Annotated in this window: 15 protein-coding genes; 10 read left to right on the top strand and 5 right to left on the bottom strand. The window is 34.1% G+C overall.

The window, feature by feature from the left end:
• Positions 1-12 precede the first annotated feature (12 nt).
• Both IPK88_01555 and IPK88_01550 read left to right on the top strand, forming a co-directional pair.
• A complete protein-coding gene (locus IPK88_01555; protein MBK8242085.1) occupies positions 13-1,746 on the top strand; it encodes a hypothetical protein in 1,734 nt (577 codons plus the stop codon).
• 7 nt (positions 1,747-1,753) lie between these two features.
• A complete protein-coding gene (locus tag IPK88_01550) occupies positions 1,754-2,788 on the top strand; it encodes an ABC transporter permease (GenBank protein MBK8242084.1) in 1,035 nt (344 codons plus the stop codon).
• A gap of 62 nt (positions 2,789-2,850) precedes the next feature.
• On the opposite strand, the gene IPK88_01545 is transcribed toward IPK88_01550, so the two are convergent.
• The 4 genes from IPK88_01545 to IPK88_01530 all read right to left on the bottom strand — a co-directional run bounded on the left by IPK88_01545 (position 2,851) and on the right by IPK88_01530 (position 9,853).
• Positions 2,851-3,150: a type II toxin-antitoxin system RelE/ParE family toxin gene (locus IPK88_01545; protein MBK8242083.1), complete on the bottom strand. Its 300-nt coding sequence runs from the start codon at positions 3,148-3,150 to the stop codon at positions 2,851-2,853.
• Entirely contained in the window at positions 3,147-3,395 is a 249-nt protein-coding gene (locus tag IPK88_01540) for a type II toxin-antitoxin system ParD family antitoxin (GenBank protein ID MBK8242082.1), read from the bottom strand. The genes IPK88_01545 and IPK88_01540 overlap by 4 nt, the downstream gene beginning before the upstream one ends.
• A gap of 168 nt (positions 3,396-3,563) precedes the next feature.
• Positions 3,564-3,950, bottom strand: coding sequence for a T9SS type A sorting domain-containing protein (locus IPK88_01535; protein ID MBK8242081.1), 387 nt, complete (start codon positions 3,948-3,950; stop codon positions 3,564-3,566).
• A 176-nt stretch (positions 3,951-4,126) separates the two neighbouring features.
• A complete protein-coding gene (locus IPK88_01530; GenBank protein ID MBK8242080.1) occupies positions 4,127-9,853 on the bottom strand; it encodes a hypothetical protein in 5,727 nt (1,908 codons plus the stop codon).
• A 389-nt stretch (positions 9,854-10,242) separates the two neighbouring features.
• On the opposite strand from IPK88_01530, the gene IPK88_01525 reads away from it, so the two are divergent.
• The 3 genes from IPK88_01525 (at position 10,243) to IPK88_01515 (ending at position 13,788) form a co-directional block, all read left to right on the top strand.
• Positions 10,243-11,484, top strand: a complete 1,242-nt coding sequence (locus IPK88_01525) for a glycosyltransferase (protein ID MBK8242079.1) — start codon at positions 10,243-10,245, stop codon at positions 11,482-11,484.
• A 3-nt stretch (positions 11,485-11,487) separates the two neighbouring features.
• The gene (asnB, locus tag IPK88_01520; GenBank protein ID MBK8242078.1) at positions 11,488-13,314 is read left to right on the top strand and encodes an asparagine synthase (glutamine-hydrolyzing); all 1,827 of its coding nucleotides are present in this window, start codon (positions 11,488-11,490) and stop codon (positions 13,312-13,314) included.
• A 186-nt stretch (positions 13,315-13,500) separates the two neighbouring features.
• Entirely contained in the window at positions 13,501-13,788 is a 288-nt protein-coding gene (locus tag IPK88_01515) for a hypothetical protein (protein ID MBK8242077.1), read from the top strand.
• A gap of 135 nt (positions 13,789-13,923) precedes the next feature.
• Here IPK88_01515 and IPK88_01510 read toward each other — a convergent pair whose 3' ends face one another.
• A complete protein-coding gene (locus IPK88_01510) occupies positions 13,924-14,184 on the bottom strand; it encodes a hypothetical protein (protein MBK8242076.1) in 261 nt (86 codons plus the stop codon).
• 306 nt (positions 14,185-14,490) lie between these two features.
• Here IPK88_01510 and IPK88_01505 point away from each other — a divergent pair, with 306 nt between their 5' ends.
• From IPK88_01505 to IPK88_01485, 5 genes are all read left to right on the top strand, one after another.
• Entirely contained in the window at positions 14,491-15,942 is a 1,452-nt protein-coding gene (locus tag IPK88_01505; protein MBK8242075.1) for an alpha/beta hydrolase, read from the top strand.
• Positions 15,943-16,149: 207 nt separating this feature from the next.
• Positions 16,150-19,338: a T9SS type A sorting domain-containing protein gene (locus tag IPK88_01500; GenBank protein MBK8242074.1), complete on the top strand. Its 3,189-nt coding sequence runs from the start codon at positions 16,150-16,152 to the stop codon at positions 19,336-19,338.
• Between the two features lie 5 nt (positions 19,339-19,343).
• Positions 19,344-19,772, top strand: a complete 429-nt coding sequence (locus IPK88_01495) for a hypothetical protein (GenBank protein ID MBK8242073.1) — start codon at positions 19,344-19,346, stop codon at positions 19,770-19,772.
• Positions 19,773-19,932: 160 nt separating this feature from the next.
• The gene (locus IPK88_01490; protein MBK8242072.1) at positions 19,933-20,349 is read left to right on the top strand and encodes a hypothetical protein; all 417 of its coding nucleotides are present in this window, start codon (positions 19,933-19,935) and stop codon (positions 20,347-20,349) included.
• A gap of 165 nt (positions 20,350-20,514) precedes the next feature.
• Positions 20,515-22,413: a potassium transporter TrkA gene (locus IPK88_01485; GenBank protein ID MBK8242071.1), complete on the top strand. Its 1,899-nt coding sequence runs from the start codon at positions 20,515-20,517 to the stop codon at positions 22,411-22,413.
• The last annotated feature ends 154 nt before the right edge of the window (positions 22,414-22,567 follow it).

The raw sequence follows: 22,567 nt of genomic DNA, 5'->3' as shown, positions 1-22,567 counted from the left end.
TAAATGCAGATTATGCGAACCAGTAGATTTATTTTTTTATCCCTATTATCAGTTTATATATTTCTTAATGGTATGGGATGTACGGGGAATCAGAAAGACAAAGGTTTCGTCTTGAAAATTAGAGTAGCGGAGGAGCCCGATTGTTTAAATCCCATCGTTTCTCAATCTTCAGTGGCGACACAGATAGAAGGTTTCATCATGCCACCTCTGTTTGAATTCAATCCAGATCATCTTGAATTGTCACCATTAATGGTGCAGCGTATGTCACCTGCTACTATACTCAATGATACAACGGTACAATATGAATATCAAATTCTGGATCATGCTGTTTTCAGTGATGGTCATCCAGTCTCAGGTATTGATATTGCCTTTACTGTTAAAGCAGCTTTAAATCCGCATGTCAAGAATGGAACCTGGCGGGGATCATTTAAAAATATACAGAATGTCGAAATTGATCCAAAAAATTCAAAGACATTCAAAATATCAATTGCTAAAAATTATATGTTGAGTCAGGAATTAAGCGGTAATTTCAATATTTATCCGGCTCATGATTACGATCCCAATCATATCATGGATCGATACAATATTCCTGAATTGGTACATAATGATTCTACCGGATATTCAACCGAAAAATGGAATGCACTGAAATCTTTTGCCGAAACATTTCAATCTGCCGCTTTTTGTCGTGAGCGAATAACCGGTGCAGGTGCCTACGAATTAAAATCATGGCAAAACGGAACCAAAATTATCCTTGAAAAAAAGAAGAACTGGTGGGGTAATGAATATATAAATGATTATCCAATGTTGACGGCATATCCAGATCAAATTGAATTTTGGATCATGCCAGATGAAGCAGCTTCAGTTATTTCATTGAAGGATGGAACGATTGACTTAATGGCTAAGGTCAATGCCAAGCAATTTGATGTATTAAAGAAAACGAATGCCGATCAATTGGATTTTATTACTCCCACGACGATGCAATATTATTATTTGGAATTGAACACTCGAAATCCTGGGCTCAATGAAAAAAATGTACGCAAGGCATTAGCTTCCATCATTGATGTGGATTTATTTATTCAATCCAATTTTAATGGTTTGGCGCAACGGATTATAGGTCCTGTGCACCAAACTAAAACTTATTATAATACAAAACTTAAACCCATAGCATATGATTTAGAATACGCTACCAACCTATTAGCGGAGGCAGGATGGAAGGATACCGATAAAGACGGCATATTGGATAAAAACGTCGCTGGTAAAAAAATCAAACTACAATTTAAAATGCTCGTTGCGGGCAAAGAAATTGGAAAAAATTTAGGTATCGTTTTACAAGAGAACGCAAAGAAAATAGGAATCCAAATTGATCTCGAAAGTAAAGAATCTGCTTTATTATTGGACGCAGTCAAAAATCAACAATTTGATATAGCAACCATGCTCAGTTCTCAACCCAATACCTTATGGGATCCGTTTCAAAGCTGGCATTCTTCTAATACCAATGTTGGAGGAAGTAATCGATGTGGATTTGCTACGGTTCAAACAGATAGTTTGATAACTCAAATTCGAAATGCGCACACCAGTAAAGAGCGTGAAGACGCATATCTATGGTTTCAGGAAATCTTATATGATGAACAACCACAGATTTTTTTGTTTTCTACCATGGAACGGATTGCATTCAACAAACGTATTTCATGTAAGCCAACGTCCTTAAAACCGGGATATGTAGCAACATTGATCACAAAGCGATAAACAAAAAATGATACTATTTATCATTAGAAGAATCATATCAGGAATTCTATTAGGCCTTTTTATGGTATTGTTTGTATTGTGGATGATCGAACAAATTCCCGGTAGTTACGCTGATATCATCAAGGCAGAAGATCCTAATGATAATTCTTTGGTACACACAACAAATACCAAAGAAATTCCACTATTTTATTTTAGTATTTTACCACTAAAAGTAGATCCGTTAATCTCTAATGAAACGCAATCTTTTTGGCCTAATCCCAGATGGAATGGCTTGAATAATAAATATCATTTATGGATGACGCAATCTCAATATTCTGTACGAGATCAACGACCGGTTTCATCCAAAATATATGAAGCATTTGGATGGACCATGTGTGTACAATTGCCAGCCATATTATTGATTTTTGGTTTGGGTATTTATTTGGGATTCTGGTCTGTAAAAACAAGTCAAAAAAAATTACCTCAATATTTGAATCTATTCTTAACAGGATTACATTCTGTACCTGTTTTTTGGATTGCGAGTTTGTTGTTATTAGTATTCTGTAATCCCAATTTTATACAATTATTTCCAAGTACGTTTATCAGTGATCAGGAGATGAGCCCAATCAATATTTGGTTTCGTCAGCCTCAATATTTGATCTTGCCATTGATCAGTTTGGTATTGCCTTCGCTTGCTATTTTATATAATATGACGCGTCAGGGATTAATCGATCAGCAGCAAAAACCATTTTGGTTTCGAGCTTTGAGTGTAGGACTCAGTCAGCAAAATGTATTAAAAAAAGAAGTTTTGCCCTTAGCGCTCATTCCGGTACTAGGATGGATTGCATCTGCATTACCTTTTCTCATAGGTGGGTCCATCGTTATCGAAACCATATTCAGTATTCCTGGAACCGGAAGATTACTTTTTCAATCCATTTATTACCGTGATTGGACTGTTGTACAGGCCTTATTTATGTGGGGAGTAGGAATGACGATTTTAGGAATGCTTTTGGCTGATGTGTGTCAAAGGGTATATGATCCGAGATTGGAAGTGGAACAGTAGAGCATAATTAAAAGAAAATAATTCTTTATATTTTTAGCAATTAATGCAATATATAATTTGAGTTAATATCCTATTATTCTATTATGTAAATCCATTTTTTGATGCAGAATTCTAATGATTTCAATGGTTTCATTATTAATAATTCTATAGAAGATGATATGAGATTTTTGATTATAACCAAAATAATCTTTTCTAATATATTCATAACTTTTACCTAAATCAGGATTTTTACAAATTTCATTCATCCCATGAACAAGAATATTAAAATATTTATCTGCTTGTTCCAGAGACCATTTTTGAAAGGTATATTCCCAAATATTTATTAAATCTTTTTGAGCTTTTTCAGATACTTTTAAATTCATTTAATTCCATGATTAATATGGAGTTTTTCTAATAACAAATCTGGATTGAAGTTTATTACAAAACCACTTTCTTCACCCTCAATTAGTGCATTTTCCAAAACTATGGCGCTCTTTTCCTGATCTTCTAGTAGGCGTAGCGCTGCTCTAATAACTTCACTGGCATTATTATACCTTCCACTTTTCAACGCAATAGAAACGAAATTTTCAAAATGATCGCCTAACGAAATGGATGTATTTCTGCCCATTCTTTTATTTTTTTACAAAATTACCAATATTTGGTAATTAAATAAATTTTTTTTGACTTTGGAGGAAAACTTTCAAAATTATCAAATTATTATAATCCTTAATGTTTGATTTTGGAGCATAAAACAAAGTAGATTTTAAAATATAAAATGACACCCATTAATTGCCAATCAATTCTTAATAAATTTATTGGTCTGCGTTCCTTTGGAGGTAATTATTTTTAATAAATATTTCTCAGTCGGAATGGAACGAACATCAATTGTATTATTAGTCAGATTTGTAGCCATCAAAATAGGTTTACCCAGGATATCAAAAATTTCACAAGTATATATTTTGTTTTCTGTATCTATGATGATTTCATCTTGAGCTGGATTAGGATATAGTTTTAAAGGTTCAGATTTTAACACCGTCTTAGTAGCTAAAAGTTTTTTGTAGTTCTTGAAAAATTCCCAATGAAGCGGGGTTACATTAACAGGATAGTTTGTTCCATTGGGATAAACATGTTTCATGTCTTTAACTATAGTGAATTTAAAAAATCCGGCTTCAATAGGCAGCATAAACATTATTCTGTGCGTTATTCAATTATTAATGCTTGGAACATCATCAAATTATGATAAGCATATAAGATGATTTGTCCCCAAAGAATAGCATTAAATCTAACTCAAAGGAATATTGGTTGTTTAAATATGTGATTTAATTGTCTAAAGTAGAGTGAGGGATTCATCCCATCACTCTATTTTTTTATTACATGAATGATTCCATTGCCGTTTATAGATTCCCATTTTAAATGATAAACATCAGCTGGTAGTTGTTCTACATTAATTTGATCTAGCTCTGCATTACTTTCACCATGCATGATTTGAACACCAAGATTATTGTATAACTCCCATTTCATAAACTTGGCACCGATGAAATTCCATTGTATGGTTTGTTGTACCGGATTATTTAACAGAACAAGACTTGCTTTATTGTGATGCGCTATTTGAATCATATTACTTTCTGTAATTGCATTTTGATGTGTGTATCTGATTTTGTAAGCTAAATCTTTAATGTTTTCCAGATTAATATTTTGATCAAGAAATGTGTAGTTTGTCATTTTTTCTTGTGGATAACTTTCCTGAGTGCCAATTATTTCCCATTGATTTTCAAAACGTAAAATTTCCATAGTGCCACCATCAAAATTTCCTATACAATTCCAATTCAAACGAATGTCTTTACCTTGCATAGTATAATCCAAATGAATGTCTTCTATAGCCAATATGGATTTATACACCAGACCACCATCTACATACCACATGTTATCTCCATTTTGTAAGTACATCATTTCTGTAGTGCCATAACCATGTGAATTGTCAATATCACTGTTCATGTCCAGTGGTAATGATGGATCATTAGTTGTGATTTTCAAGACATCTGGAACTTCAAATTGTAAATAGTATGCACCTTCAGACGCTGATAAATGATATTCTCCTTTGATATTGGTTAACGTACTATCTACATATTGACCTTGGTCATTTACCAAATATACTTTTATATCATGTATGCCTTTTTCATGTTCATCTTGATATCCATTTGAATTGGCATCATTCCAAACCAAGTTTCCAATCAAACCACCGGATCTAAATCCACCATCTAAATCAAGTTTAAAAGTACCGGAAATAATATTAAATAGATCTGTTGTATTAAGACCATTAGCACCTGTAATGTCGCTATCTAATCCATCGTCATTTCCGATATTGGGTAAGGTCGGAATGATGCCAGAATTAGGTTCAAATTTGATGTAATAGTCTCCGGGAACAAGATCATTGAATTCATAAAATCCATCCAGACCTGTATCCGGATTGTATCTGGTTTTGATTTCGCCGAACATCGTACCGTTTGATCTAAAAACTAAAACGGTGACATCATTAATTCCTGGCTCGTTTAAATCTTGTATTCCATCCCTGTTATCATCCATCCATACATAATTTCCAATCGTGGACTTACGGAATAATCCCAAATCAACATCTTGCAAATTAAGATTCAATGTTACATCTATGGTTTGTGTTCTGAAACTGACATTGATTAAAGAGAAGTCTGAATCTTTTGTAGTATCTGTACCTTGATTAAATTTCGTTACACATAGTGTATCCGGTAATTGAACTTCAACATAATATTGACCAAGGGGAACATATTTAAATTCGTAGAATCCCGGATTATTGTTAGCATCCATTTTACTTTGTAATGTTCTTATTATAGTACCAGTTGATTCTTCAATTAAATGCAGGGTGATGTCATTAATTCCGGTTTCATTGGCATCTTGAATACCATCTCCATTTTTATCCACCCAAACAAAATCACCTAATTGACCATAATCCCGAATTAATCCGGCATCAAGAGACGGAACGGTCTGAGTAAATAAATTAAGAACGATGTCTCCAAGATTATCTACATCGCTGTCTCTCAATTCATCTGCTCCTTGATTTGAAATTGTAAAATCAAAAGTAGGTAAATGTTCAAAGCGGATGAGGTAATTACCATATACCACTTGATTGAATTCATAAGAACCATTGGCTTGGGTTAAAGTACTATCTAATCTGTTTTGTAGCATGTCCAATAAAATGACCTTATATTGATTTAATGCAGGTTCAAAGTCTTCTCGGATACCATTTTTATTTTGATCTTCCCAAACATAACCATTCACATTACTGCATTCATTAATATTAAATGATGGATAGACAGCGCTTATAGAACCACATCTTCCTTTGTCGCTAATAAATTCTGTAATGTAATCAAAGTCTGCTCCATCTCTTCCATATTGATTGAAATCAAAATAATCTGAATTCGTATTGTCTTCTGAAAAAACAAAAGCAATAATAGAATATTGACCCAAGGTATTCGTTTCGAATAGTGAAGTATCTGAACTGGATATAATTATGTGATCTGGTTCTGATATCAAAAAATATTTTAATCGAAATCCTGAGGGAATGTTCATAGGACTTTGAATTCCAGCTGCCATGTGTACAGATTGCTGTGCATAACAAATGATGGGTTGATTGTTGATATCATAAAGCGAAGGAGCGATTGCAAAGCAGTTTAAACTAATTCCTGCATCAACACGCTGATTGGTTCCTCCCGGAATGCTGTAGATTATGGATAAACCATTAAAATCAACATCACTATCTATGGCTTCATCCTGACCAACATCCTGAATGGTAAATTCATAATTTGGGGTATTTGCAAAACGCAATTGGTAATCAAAGGCCGGAGTTCTGCTTGTAAAAGCATATTGTCCATTGGAATTGGTCATCATGGAATCCAATAAGGTTCCCTGGTCATTATATAAATAAACATTCAAATCCCGGACCGGAGGTTCTGCTACATCCTGAAGACCATTTCTGTTTTCGTCATACCATACATAACCATTGAAATGTATACATTCATTGATAATGAAATTAGTACCACGTGGAGAAATACCTGCACAAATATTTTTGTTTAAATACAATGAAGCTAAATCCACCAGGGTTGTTTGGTTGAGCACAATTTGATTGAGATCAAAATAATTAAAATCTGTGGTAATCGGATTATAAGCAAAAGCATAAATACTAAATACACCTGCAAAAGAAACACTGAAATCCGGTGTGTCTGATATTCCAATAATTTTTTGAGTTGGGCCAAAGGCAAGCAAGTATTTGACTTGATATTGAAATGGAATATTATGTGGAATAATTAAATCAGCATGAATCATTTGAGTTCCTCCATTGTAGCATTCAAATTCAAGGGGTCTGGATTTGAGTTGGCCAAGCGTGATCTTACAATCGATATATAGACCAGCATCTATTGTTAATAAACGTGTACCGGGAATTTGAACAATGTCCGAGTATCCTCCAAGGTCCACATCGGAATCATTGAATTCGAATCCTGATGCATCTTTTAAAGTAAATAAAAATCCGGATGGATTTTTTACTTGAATTCTATACGAGTTGGCTAAATTCAAATAGGTAAATTGGTACATTCCATTTTGATCTGTTCGAGCAGAATCCAGGAATTGACTTTGGGCATTTAATAAGCAAACTAAAACATTTGCAAAGGGTTTGTCTTGTGGATCGTGGATACCATCAAATCCATAGTCATACCAAACTTGTCCATTGATGCTACCGCAGTTATCGATTAAGATAGTTAATGGAATTTTTGAAACCGAATAACATATAAAATTTTGTTTAAGTGATTCTTCCAATTTGGAAAATGATGATATTCCTTTTTGAATGGTATTGATATCAAAATAATTAGGTCCATTAATATTGGTCTCGTATATGAACGCGATAATTTCATAGGATATTCCACCATTTACAAGAAAAGAATTTTGTGCTGCGACATCTACAATGACCTGATCATTTGTACGAACAAGTAAATAATTCACCGCATAATTTTGTGGAATAAAATAGGTTTGAATTTCAGAAAAATGCACTGTGACGCCTTGACCCAAATCACATGGTTCTGATGACGAATCAAATTTTAAATTCGCAGCAGATGCGGTGCAATCAAAATAAAAACCGGCATCAATATTAGTTGTAGTTCCTCTTGGTAGTATCAGTTGATCAGATAAACCTTGTGGATCCACATCACTATCTTTATCATCAGTAGTTTGGTCTTTTAAAGTATAAGCATATTGGGTTTCAATTTTGAATTGGACATAAAATGGAATATTTGATTTGAGTTTATTAAACACATAATGACCTGTGCCGTCAGTAAGTGTTGAATCTTTTATGCGTTTTGAAGCATCAAGTAGGAATACAGGAATGAATCCCATGTTATGTTCTGATAACTCTCGTTCACCGTTTTTATTTCGATCATACCAAACCAATCCTTCAATGGCGGATACCCGATATAATCCAAGATCTATATCTGCATTGAATCCTAGAATATTAAGTTGAAATGACTGTGTTCTACCCGTAGCATCAAAATCATTATCATTAGCTGGACTACCAACTTTATAGTCGGCTACGCCATATTCATTTGGGATTACTGCCTGAATGGTGTATCTGCCAACGATGACCTTAGGAAATAAATAGTGTCCCTGAGCATCACTTAAAGTGGAATCTACTATTTGATTGGCTTGATTAATCAGATATAATTTGATCTGAGGAACTCCGGGTTCGTTGATATCAAATATTCCATTTTGATTCAGGTCTTCCCATACCTGGTCTCCAACTGAAGCGTACTCATAATACCCAGCATCTATATCCGTTTTGTGTTGTCCAGGTTTTAAATAAAATATTTCCGTAGTATTGGTAGCAATAGAACCATCCACATCACTGTCTTGAGTGATATCATTTCCTTGATGCGCAGGACTAATTTTATAATTTAATTGGTTATCAAATTTTAGATAATAGTAACCTGTGAGGAGACTATCAAATTTATAAATACCCTGTTTATCGGTGTAGGTAGTTGTCAAAAGTTTTTTAGTGAATCCATCGAAAAGGCTCACGGACATATTGGCAAGTCCCGGTTCATTGAGATCTTGAAGTCCGTTTGTATTTTCATCCAACCATATTCGATTCCCAATTGACCCCAATGAACAATCACTGACTAAGACGGACATACAGCAAGGTGAAGAAATCCCTTGATTGCTTTCTGTACTCACACAAATGTCGTGGACGCCATTAGGTAATCGTTCAAAATTCAAATAGGTATAATAATCATTTTGAGAACCAGAAATTTGGATCACTTCTCTAGGAAAACTCCAGTGATATTTGATGGCTCCAGGCACCGGATCTACATAGAAAAAAGCACAAGCCTTCATGCAAGTCGAAGGAAGCGCTGTATAATAGATGATTAAGCGGATTTTGTCCAATCTAAGGGTTGTAAGTGAGGTACTGTTATTTTTTAATTTAATTTTAAAACCAAAGTTTGAGGCATTGACTACTGAGGGATTTAATGGGAGGCTCCACATATCGTTTACGCCTCCATAAGTCCATGTTTTATCGTTTGAAGGGTTGCCGGTAGCCCAGGCTCCTTTGATGGAAGTGCCAGCTTTGTTTTCTCCTAAGGCATTTCCGTTTTTATCGGTAAGTTGAATGAGAACCGGTGTTATACCTGAAGAAGTGGTGTGACCTTCTATTTCCAAACCCAGGCCATAGATGGTGCTGCCATCTGGTATATTTAGATCAAAATCATGTAGCCAAAGACATTCAGATGCTGCTCCTGGTGATAGGTTTAATTCGGTGTAAAGGTCATCGGCATAAGAAGTATTTTTTGGGTTCACCCAAGGAATATTTGAAGTACCACCGCATTGTTGTACGTCTATTGCCAAGGGTCGCAAACTCAATTTTCCGGAACGAAGCCCTTGACCATTACGCATTGGACATGCTTTAGGAAGGCCATTTAATGAGGTTGAGTAAATGGCATTCTGGAAAATAAAAAAACACAAAATGTTAACAAACAGCACTTTAAGTGCGTTTATGGCGAGATTTGAGCTCATGATTGAGTTGATTTTGGTATTAAATACAATCTTTTTATAAAGTGTTATAAATTGATTGTTGTGCAAATATATATATAAAATATTTATAATATATGTATTATATTAAATATTTATTATATATGTTATGAAATAACATAGCACCACTATATTTGGCTCAATAAGGATGTGTCATCTGATTCAATTTAAGCCCAATTCGAAGGTGTTTGTATTCATGTCCATAAAAATCCAAAGCCCGAAACCCCAAATAATAATTAACTTAGCCCTGCGTTTTTAGCGAAGACTTTAGCCTAATGAATAAAGTTTAGTCCTTAAAATTTCCAAATATCAAAAAAGTACTCATCATCGTTTATTATTGGCCACCCAGTGGTGGGAGCGGCGTTCAGCGGTGGTTGTATTTTGCAAAATACCTTCGTGAATTTGGTTGGGAGCCCATCATTTACACACCCTTGAATCCGGATTTCGAGCTTAAAGATGTAAGCTTGCAAAAAGAAATTCCATCAGATCTGTGTGTTATTAAAAGACCTATTTTTGAACCTTACGCATTATACAAAAAATTACTAGGTCAAAAGGAATTAACCGTAGGACAACAAATATGGAAAGAAGATACCAAACTCAAGACCTCACAAAAATTGATAACATGGATCCGAGGTAATTTTTTTATTCCTGATCCCAGAAAATTTTGGATTAAGCCCTCTGTACGATTTTTAAAATCATACATTCAAAAAGAAAAAATAGACCTCATTATCAGTACCGGACCACCTCACAGTATGCATGTGATTGGTCTGAAATTGAAGCGTACATTGGGTATTCCCTGGATCGCTGATTTCAGGGATCCTTGGACACAGTTGGTTTATTTCAATAAATTAAAACTATCTCCTTCATCCAGAAAGGCACACCATAAACTCGAATCTTCTGTAATTGCAGAAGCTGATCGGATTACGACAGTCGGAAGTCAATTATTGAATGATTTTATGACTATAAATCATCAAAGGGATTCATCAAAATTCCGAATTATTTATAATGGCTTCGACCAAATTCATCAGGCAAGAACTACTGCAAATGAAAACTTTACAATTTGTTATACAGGTAGATTAGCAGCGTTACAAAATCCAACCAACTTATGGATAGCCTTAGGATTATTGGTAAAAGAAAATCATGAATTTGCACAAAAATTAAAAATAAATTTAGTTGGAGAAATTGATACTGTTGTATTAGAAGACATTCAATCCAATGATCTTAAACCGTATCTCAATCATAAGGGATATGTATCACATCAAGAAGCGATAGATCTTCAGCAAGATGCTGATTTATTATTATTGATGTTGTTTAAGAATCATGATTCCAGGGGAATACTCACAGGAAAGATTTTTGAATATTTAGCCACACATCATTTTATTCTGGCATTTGGAACACCTGGTGGTGACGTAGATACGATTTTACAAGAAACAAAATCAGGAATCATTTATCCATTTGATACAGATATCCAATTAATAAAACAACACATTCAACAAAGATTCAACTTACATCCATCGAATTTAGCATTGGACAAAGATGCAATTAATACATACTCACGTAGAAATCAATGTAAACAGCTAGCCTCCATTTGTGACGAACTCGTTAAATCATATTAAAATATGTGCGGAATAGCAGGATTTGTAGATCAGACATTAAATAATGTCCAACAACAAGCGGGACTTAATTCAATGCTCCAAGCCATTGCACATCGGGGACCAAATTTCAGAAATACATTTTTTCATCAAGCAGTTGGTTTAGGACATAATAGACTAAGTGTTATCGATCTGACTTCAGGTGGTAACCAACCTAAAGAATTTAAAGATTGGGTGATTGTATTTAATGGTGAAGTTTATAATTATCTGGAGCTTAGATCTGAACTTCAATTGTTGGGCTATACCTTCACTTCCAATTCGGATACTGAAGTAGTCTTATCAGCATATGATTGCTGGGGGAAAGCAGCGATTCAAAAAATGGTGGGCATGTGGTCGATGGTCATTTACAATAAAAAAACGCAACGTTTATTTGTATCCCGTGATCGGTTTGGAATCAAACCATTTTATTATACTTTTATTAATGGTAGATTTTATTTTGCATCTGAGGTCAAGGCACTAGTGAACACACCAACTTTTACTAATGATTTAAATTACGATCAAATTTATAGGGCGTTGCAACTGGGATGGGTTCATCATCAAACAGAAACTTTTTACCGAGTCGTACATTCTTTACCTGCAGCTCATCATTTAGAATTAATAAATGGTGAATTGCACATTGAAAAATATTGGGATATCAACACTTCAGTGACCAATACCAATACTTTTGAAGAAAACAAAGACATATTCCGATCCTTGTTTTATCAAAGTATTGATCTTCATTTAAGAAGTGATTTACCTGTTGCTGCCTGTCTTAGTGGAGGATTAGATAGTAGTGCCATTGCTTCAGTTATTAAATCCAAATATCCGGATACTATTTATAAATCATTCTCCATATTTTATTCCGGAGATCATGAAGTAGACGAACGACCATTTATCAAAAAACTGATAGACCAATATCCGGGTATCGATCCGTTTTATTATGAGCCAAAGAATGCTGAGGTTGATGAAGCATTTGAATCCATGTGTTCTTTACATGATGAACCGATTATTGGAAGTTCATATATTTCGCAATATTTTTTAATGCGTTTTATCCATCAACAGAATATCACAGTTGTTTTGGATGGACAGGGTAGTGATGAATATTTAGCTGGCTACAAACATACTCGATTTGCATTGGGCGGTGATTTGTTGAAGCAAGGCAAATGGCTGAATTATTTCAAATTTGCAAAAGAAATTAATCATTCAGTTGATCGGGTATCGTCGCTATCACTTTTTAAAAAATCTTTTGCTTGTTCCATATTTTCACCGAGTGAATTATTAGCATTAGAGTATAAATACAATTTGCCTTTTCTTCCATTAGAAAAACAGACCGTTATACAATCATCTAGTTATAATAAATCGGCATTTCAGGAACAACTCAAGCTCCAAATGCAAGTCAGTTCACTACCCAATTTACTGCAATTCGAAGATCGAAATTCAATGGCATTTTCTATTGAAAGTCGAGTGCCTTTTCTGGACCACCGACTTGTAGAATTCGCTTTCTCTTTAAATGCTGATGCTAAATACCATGAAGGTGTTTCAAAATATATACTTCGTGAATCACTCAAGCAAGAATTGCCAGATGCCATTTACAACAGAAAAGATAAAAAAGGTTTTGTAACACCCGGAGAATCCACTTGGTTGCGTCAACAATTAGCGCATCATCTAAATTTGGATTATAAAAATCTTGATTTCTTAGATATTGCTAAAGCCAAGAAAATCGTTCAGGACTATCAACATGGAAATGATGCTCAAGCTAAATTGGTTTGGCGTCTGATGGCGATCCATAAATGGTTGGGGAAGGTGAATGGATAATGCAAACATTTGTTAGGTAAAATGAGTATAATTATAAGGATAGTTTTATATTTGTAAATACATCACTCAGAAATAAACTTCATTTAGAATCAAAAATTCTTTCATATTAATTAATATTTTAATATATTAAAATATTTGATTAGTAAGGGATAACAATTAATTCGTTAAAACAATAAACCAATGCATATGAAATCTATTCAAATTAAATTACTGCTTTTAGCTGTTTTTTTTATCTGTAAAGCATTTACGTGTACCAAAAAAGCAGATTGTCATTCTTTTTCTATTCAGGTTACTTATGATGGAGTAGAAGATTTGTCGGTTCAACCAAATGGTGGTACAGCACCAATTAAGTATAATTGGTCCAATGGCTTAGGCAGTGCCACTACTGTTATTATACCCGGTCCGGGAACATATAGTGTTACAGCCACTGATTTCAACCAATGCATGGCGATATTCAATTATACTGTGAAGTAATATTTAAGTAATTAATTTGTTAAATTCCATAACCCAATGTTTTTGGAATTTTTAAGATTTTAATTCATTATTGAATTTCGGGAAACCAAGATAATACGTTAACGCTTAAAGGAAGTTTACAAATTGGATTTAAAATTATAAGTTCTGGTCCAGGGCATACACCAGGTACCATTTATTATTCAATAATTCAAAGCGGTACTCAGCACCAAAGCCAGAACCTTCGATCCAGAATTTTTGATAGAAAGTGGATTTTGATTTTTTATATTCTACTTTATATTTTTTTTTGTCAATGTCATAGATTTTAACTTTCATCATGAGCCAATTTTGTTTGGACCATTTGGTATCACCCGATTCATCAACCATCTTGCCTTGTAATGGAAATTTAATCCGGGACATTTGGAATGATTCATCTTTGTGAAATTTTGTATAGAAGGATTCAAAATCTTCAACGTTTGATTTTTTGTTTATAGATTTTTTACTGGAATGGCATGATACTAAGCTCAAAAGTAGCAAACTAATAAAGAGTGGAAGATATTTCATAAATTTAAGGATGTGGATTATTTGCCACTAAGGTACTATTATATTTAGAACCCATAAGGTATAAATTTTTTTAAATAAAAGTGAATTAACTTATATATTGAGTCACTTTTCGAAAGGAATTTTTATTTTTTATCGATCCATCCATTTATCAAAAATCCCCAAATGAAAATGTATTATTCCATCATATTCAAAGTTTTGAGTTGTTTATGCCTAATTGTATTTTATATTGATATTTCATTTGGACAAACCATTCGTTTGAAAAAATCAGAGGGTTTTATTCAAACCAATGATTATGTTAGATTGCATTATCAAATTTTGGGTGAAGGGAAGGATACCCTTCTGGTGATTCATGGAGGAACTAGTTTCGGTTCTAGTTATCTCATTCCGGATCTTACTCCACTTGCAGCACATCATACCTTGCTGTTTTTTGATCAAGCTGGGGCAGGTTATTCGTCAATCATTGAGGATACAGCAAGATATAACATTCAAAGAACCATTCAAGATATTGAAACCATCCGCAAACATTTTCGAATACAAAAGATCAATTTACTTGGACATTCCACAGGAGGTCTTATTTGTGGGTATTATGCCAGTCTCTACCCAGAGCGCACGCAATCTATGATTTTAATATCTCCATTGCCGCTGTCAGCCTCGTGGATGGCTAATTATAATACAGATAAAAAACATGATAGCACATCATTATTTATTCTAAGGCAAAATCGAAAAAAATACCGGTCATCACCAGTAGATTCTATAAAAGCATGTTGGGATTATTATGCTTTATGGGCGCGAGGTCAATTTCCGACCTATGCTCAAGCCAGAAATGCATGGGGTAATATATGTAATTGTAATCAAGCCAATTTATTAAGTCCGTTTAGTTATTATCTCCTCAAATCAATGGGTAATTGGGATATTGCTAGTCGATTAACAAAAGTAAAATCTCGAGTATTGATATTTGGCGGTGAGAAAGATGAAATTCCTTATGAATCATTTCAACAATGGAGTAACAGTTTTTCTAACAGTAAATTATTGAAATTTAAAGCTTCAGCACATATGCCACACATTGACGAACCTGAAGCGTTTTTTTCTGCCGTAGAACAATTTTTAATCAACAAATGGCCGAATGACACAACCATTGAATATCGAGGTTCAGGGGTCATTTTGCCTATGGATAATAAAGGTACAACATACATTAAATCAAGAGTACAAGTCATTGAAGTTGAAAATGAGTTGGTTCGATTAATCAACAACCAGAAATGGGATAGTGTAGCCAATGTTTATATTTCGGCGGGAGTAATATATCCGCCTGGAGCACCTCCAGTGATGGGACGTGAGGCTATTGCTACTTTTTGGAGGACCGTCTCATTGAGAGGCTTGCATAAACTAGAATTGCAATTAATAGATATCGAACAGTCGGGTGATCTTTTAATTTCTCAGGGTAAATATGTGATGAAGAATGCACAGATGGAAATTCTTGATATCGGTAAATTTATAGCCATTTATCGAAAAGAAAAAAATAAATGGAGACTGCAGACGGATATGTTTAATTCCAATTTAGAAACGAGATCACCTATTGAAATTCCTGATTATTTAATTTTGCCAGAAAATAAATAAAGTCTATTGTTAAAATGAATTGAATCGATTTTATTTAATTATGAATTGATTTATTTCATTTCATTTCATTGTTTTACTCTAAAATAATCTTCTAAATTTATCATTCAGATTCTGACTTTTTATTTCAAAAATGGATAAAGGCTGATATAAGGTAATAATTTGACCTATCTTAGCGCACAAAATAGATAAATGATGATTCGTGAAAATATGAAGTGTAAATTGGTCGGACTATTTTTTTTGATCTTCATAGGATATTCTTATGGTCAAGAAGCCTACAAACAAGCCATGTACGATGCCAATATTAATTTCTATGAAGTTTGTGATATGGCTGAGCAGTATTTCTCAACTATAGATCGGTTTAAAAAAGGTTCGGGATGGAATGAATTCATGCGTTGGAAGAGTGAAAATGAGGGTAAATATTTTCCAGATGGAAATCGTCAGCATGTCGATCCGCTCCTAGGTGCAAAAATATTTCAGTCGTTTAAAAAGAACCAGCCTTATCGTTCAGTTAATCTGGCATGGAAGGATCTGGGACCCTACAGTGCTGATCGGATAACTGAAGGGTACAACCCCGGTATTGGAAGAATAGAATGCTTTGAAGTCAATAGATCCAATACAGATGAAATCTATTTAGGTTCACGAAGTGGCGGATTTTGGAAAACCTTAGATGGCGGAAAGCATTGGTTGAATACCACAGATTTTCTGACTGCAACCGGTGTGAATACTATGGCTGCTGTTCCTGACCGGTTTAATGAAATTTTGATCAATGTTCGAAATGCGGCTAACGGATATTCTCATGGCATTTATCGAAGTATTGATTCAGGACTCAAATGGGAAGCAACAATATTAAATCCATCAAATGGTTTTGGTGGCTTGGGAACTAATGTGGCTGTAAATGTGATTCGATATCATCCATTGATTAAAGATTTGGTTTTTATTGGAACAAACAAAGGACTCTACAGGTCCACTGATAATTTAAAAACTCAGACTTTGTTGCTATCAGGAGCAAATATTACTGAAATAGCATTTCATCCTACGGATTCCAACGCTATGTATTTAATGAATACCACGCCGAGTGTTAAAGGTACAATTACACTTTCGATAAATGCGGGTAAAACATTTTTTCAATCAGCTCCTATGCCAGGATTTGACTTGAGTAAAAATATTGCTGGCTACATTGATGTTACTCCTGCTCAACCCAATAATCTATATTTCGCAAGTACCAATGATAAATTTATTTATAAATCTGTAAACAAAGGATTGGTGTTTGAAAAGATTGGTGCTATGTCAAATAATAGTATCGGGAATTTTGCCATTTCTGATCAAGATACCTTACACATGGTTTCAGGATATTTAAATTTAGAAGGATCAAGTAATGGTGGACTTAATTTTGTTGAAATTAATCGATGGAACACCGTAGAACCTGATGATACCTATACTCATGCTGACTTACGTGCTGCAAAATGTATTGATGGTGTTTTTTATATTGGAACAGATGGCTATTTATCCAGAAGTTACGACAACGGAGCTACATGGGAGCGATTAAATAATGGGACCGGAGTGCGGGAATTTTATAGAATTGGAATCAGCCAATCCGATCGTAACATACATATAGGTGGATCTCAGGATAATGGCACAAGTATACTCGATGAAGAAGGTTGGCTGGAATGGAACGGAGGAGATGGAATGGAAGCTGTAGTGCATCCTTTAGAAAAAAGTATCATGATGGGCAGTTGGCAATATGGATCCAGAGTATTGACACTGGATGGTGGGGAAACTCGTCTTGGATCTTCAAATCCTCAATCGGGAAGTACACAAGCAGATTGGATTGCCCCTTTAGTTATGGATCCATCAGATCATATGAATGTTTACCATTTTTCAGATAGTGTATTTATAAGCAATCGATTTGGAGAAGAAGGAAGTTGGAAATATTTGAGTAATCCAAATATAGGTGTCATTAGACATGCTGCCATTGCAGAAAATAACAGTGACATCATGGTTGTAGCTCAAAATGCAAGATTAAATTTGAGTACTGACAAAGGTTTGACCTGGAAATCTATATTCAATGGTCTTCCTTCATATGCCATTGCAGATGTGATATTCGATCCCAATGTGGATTCGACTATTTTAGTTTGTTTTGAACGATATGAAGCCGATAATAAGAAAATTTATATTTCTCACAATCTTGGGCGTACCTGGACTAACATCACGGCAAATTTGGGAAACATGCCCATTAGAACTTTAGCAATAGATCACACTAGAAACCGAAATATTTATGTAGGTGCAGAGATTGGTTTATTTGTAAAAGCTATGTCTGATACCACCTGGCGATTATACAATGAGCTATTGCCCAATGCAACTGTAAGAGATTTGGAAATTCATAATGGATCTAATACCTTGAAGGCGGCAACCTGGGGCAGAGGATTATGGGAAGTGGACTTAATCGACAGACTATCCTATCCAAAAATTAATACGGTACTTCCTAGCTTTAAACTTACAACTACTGGATTAGTTCCAAGAAATGAACCCATGAAAATAATGGCTGATATAGAATATTCAAAAAATTTAACTCAAGTCTATTTACTGTGGTCCCATGATACTAAATCATTAGATCAGAGAATAGAACTTACATATTCCAATAATTTATGGAATACGATTGCAGCAATTCCACCTAATGCCGTGAATCAACCCGTTTATTTCAAAGTTTATGCCATAGGAGAAGAAAAGGATACCACGGAGACTTATACTTACATGTACAAACAGGGCGCGTGCAAAAGTTCTACAGCTAATGTGAATATTAGGGCTTGCAATTCATATGTAATACAGAATGATACTATCAATACATCAGGAACTTATAAAAGAACTTATCAAGATCAGTATGGATGTGACAGTATAATCAATTACCGAATAACTATAGATCAAGATCCAATCCCTACAGTTATCTATGAGAACAATACTTTAAAAGCAGAAGAAGCTAATGCTAGTTCCTATCAATGGTTGGATTGCAATAATCAATTTGCGATTATTCCTGGTCAGACCCAACGCAATCTCACACTAAATCAATCCGGAAACTATGCTGTTGAAATCAAGAGAAATGCCTGTACTATCATTTCTGATTGTTATCAACTTATAGTGGTTGCTACTAAAGATCAAATCGTTTATGATGATATTACCATTTGGCCCAATCCTAATTCCGGAACTTTTGAAATTCATTCTGGAAATTCACTTGACAAATCCATATTAAAAATTCACTCTATGGAGGGAAAAGAATTATTTATGACCCAACTTCATACACATACAAATGATCTACAGGTGAATTTAAAATCCGGAATCTATTTTCTAACCATAAATACCAATGGGTATCAATATAGAACAAAATTAATGATTCACCAATAACCAAGATGTTGAGTGTATATAAATGGGCATTTATTATAGCCCTCGGATCTTTAATTATAAGTAGTTGTTATTGTTCAAAATCTAAATTGGTTTATGCACAATTGGATTTGCAACAGGTGACTTTACAAAAAATCATTCCGGGTGAACCTAATCAGGAATTCTATTGGCAGATCAAGTGGAATAGTCCTGATACTTTGTTTAATGCTGTATATTATAATGATTATTCCGGACTTATTAATAGATCAAAGGATCATAGTTATTCTGCTTATTTGCATTTAAATCAACATGAAAGGAATTCTAAATTAAAACAACTAATAAAAAAGCATCAACTTATTTTTGAGCACAATAACACTAAAGGAAGTGACTTTTTTATTATGAAAGAATTCACCATATTGGATCCTGTGTATTTACCAGTTGAAGAAATGAAAAATTAAATTAATAAACACAAATTTCAAAATGACCATTTACTTATCTTAAATAAACAATTCAATTTCTTTAAATAAGAGAATCAAATCTATTGGTAAAAAATGGGCTTACAGAATGTAAAATTCAAGATTAATTCAATTAAATATTCAATTCAAAATAATTGTTAAAATGAATTTTATTATCAGGCTTATCTCAATTACGTTTGTGTACTTCACTGTATCATGCACAAGCAATTCGCCAAAGCAAGTCAGCACTGAAGATGTCAAAATGGATACTTCAATTATTGTAAAAGTGGACCCTGAATTAAATGAAGTTGAATTGAAACTCTTTTTATATTCTATCGAAGGTACCTATGGATGGGCAACAAAATCTAACAACATCACTTTTGATTTTTTCACAGATGGCAGATTGCATATACAAGGTCCTGATGCTGAAGCTACGATGTGGCAGGGTAGTTGGAAACTGAAACAAGATCAATTGACCTTGGATCGTGTTGATTTGAATAGATTGGTTACATATAAAATGGCAATATTGGGTGATACTTTATTACTCGATACTACGGTGTATACTCGAATTAGATTGTAATTGAATTTTTAATAAAAGTATTATATTGAAAATTATTTATGGGTATCTGATTATAACGGAACAAAAAATAGAAGGTGCCATAAAAGACCATATCGGGATATAAAAAAATAAGTTGTTGTCAAATTTTTTTCATTCAAAATTAAATAAAACAAACTAACAATTAAAATGAAACCAATTTCTTTTAGTCAAAGAATCCGTTACAAATTTGATCAATTAATGAGCAAGGGACCAATAGCTATGATTGCATTATTGGCCATATTGTCATGCGTTGTTGTGGTCACAGCAGGTGCCGTGTTGGCACTTTTTCAAATTACACCAGAAGGATCTGAGCCTATGAATTTTATTGAAGGAGTCTGGCAAAGTTTAATGCGGACACTGGATTCTGGAACTATGGGCGGAGATGCTGGTTGGGGATTTCGTATTGTAGCCTTTATTGTTACGCTAGGTGGTATTTTTATTATTTCCACTTTAATTGGTGTTTTGTCTAGCGGTATAGAAGGTATGTTGGATGAATTGCGGAAAGGAAAAAGTTTTGTTATCGAATCCAATCATATTCTTATTTTAGGATGGTCCACAAAAATTTTTCCAATACTATCCGAACTGATTCTTGCAAATGAAAATAAGAAAAACGCTTGTATTGTCATTTTAGCAGATAAAGATAAGGTCGAGATGGAAGACGAGATCAGAAATAAAATGGATGACTTTAAAAATACAAAAATAATATGTAGGAGAGGAATCCCAAATGACTTGACGGATTTAGCGATTTCAAATCCATTAGAATCAAAGGCTATCATTGTTTTAGCTATGGATAGTGGTAATTCTGACCCTTTGGTTATTAAAACCATTTTAGCACTTACCAATAGTCCCGATCGACGGTCGACGCCATACCACATTGTCGCCGAAATAAAGGATAAAAAAAATCTGGAAGTGGCAAGAATGGTCGGTAAAGATGAAGTTGAATTAATTTTAACCGATGACATTATAGGAAGGATTATGGTGCAAACTTCCCGACAAAGTGGATTAAGTATTGTTCTTACAGAATTATTGGATTTTAATGGAGATGAAATCTATTTTAAACATGAGAACAGTTTAATTGGAAAAACTTTTGGAGAAGTTATTTTTAATTATGAAGATTCATTGGTCATTGGCCTACAATATAAAAATGAACAGGTTAAAATAAATCCGCCGATGGATTATGTCATTCAACAAGGAGATCAATTGATAGCCATTTCTGAAGATGATGATACGATATCAACAACCACAAATCCAAATTATGCAATCAATGATCTAGCAATAGTTGATATTCATTCAAAACAAATTCAAGCTGAACGGATCTTATTATTGGGTTGGAATGAGCGTGCCGCCATCATTATTCAGGAAATGGATCATTATGTGGGTCCCAATTCATATATGAAAGTAGTATCACATTATGATTATGTCCAAGATACCATAAATAGAATATCTGCAAACCTAAAGAATATTAGCTTGGAATTTCAACACGATGATACCACGTCCCGATCAGTTATCGATGGGTTGGATATAACATCTTTTGATAGTATCCAGTTATTGAGTTATAAAGATGAAATGGAACTTGAAGATGCAGATGCTCATACTTTAATTTCATTATTGCACATACGCCGAATTTCAGAAGAAACCGGAAAAGACATGAAGATCGTAAGCGAAATGTTGAGTTTGAGAAATCGGGAATTAGCTGAAGTTACCAAGGCTGATGATTTTATCGTTAGTGATAATTTGATTAGTCTACTGATGGCGCAGATTTCTGAGAATAAATATTTAATGCGCGTTTTTGAAGATTTATTTTCAGCAACAGGTAGTGAAATCTATTTGAAGCCTATGAGTGAGTATATTAAGGCAGGCGAACAAGTTAATTTTTACACCGTTCTGGAAAGTGCTAAGCGGAAAGGTCAAATTGCTATAGGTTATAGAAAATCTGAATGGGCGCATGATAGTCAACATGCTTATGGCATTGTTTTAAACCCTGCTAAATCGAAGGAATTACAATTTGGCAAAGATGATAGAATAATTGTGTTGGCGGAGGAGTAGGAAGTTGGTCAAATAATATTTGTCTCATCCCTGCTATTGATCTTGTTAGAAAGGCGGCATCAATAGTCTCAACCCCACAACGAATTCAATAGTTGCTACAGTCATTAATTGAGGATTAGCATCTCAGCCGTACATCGAGGGAGAAGCGACCGTA

This window comes from Candidatus Defluviibacterium haderslevense (genome assembly GCA_016712225.1).
GTDB lineage: Bacteria > Bacteroidota > Bacteroidia > Chitinophagales > Saprospiraceae > Vicinibacter > Vicinibacter haderslevensis.
The sequence above is the reverse complement of the archived record's forward strand: the minus strand, read 5'-3'. Positions and strand labels throughout refer to the sequence as shown.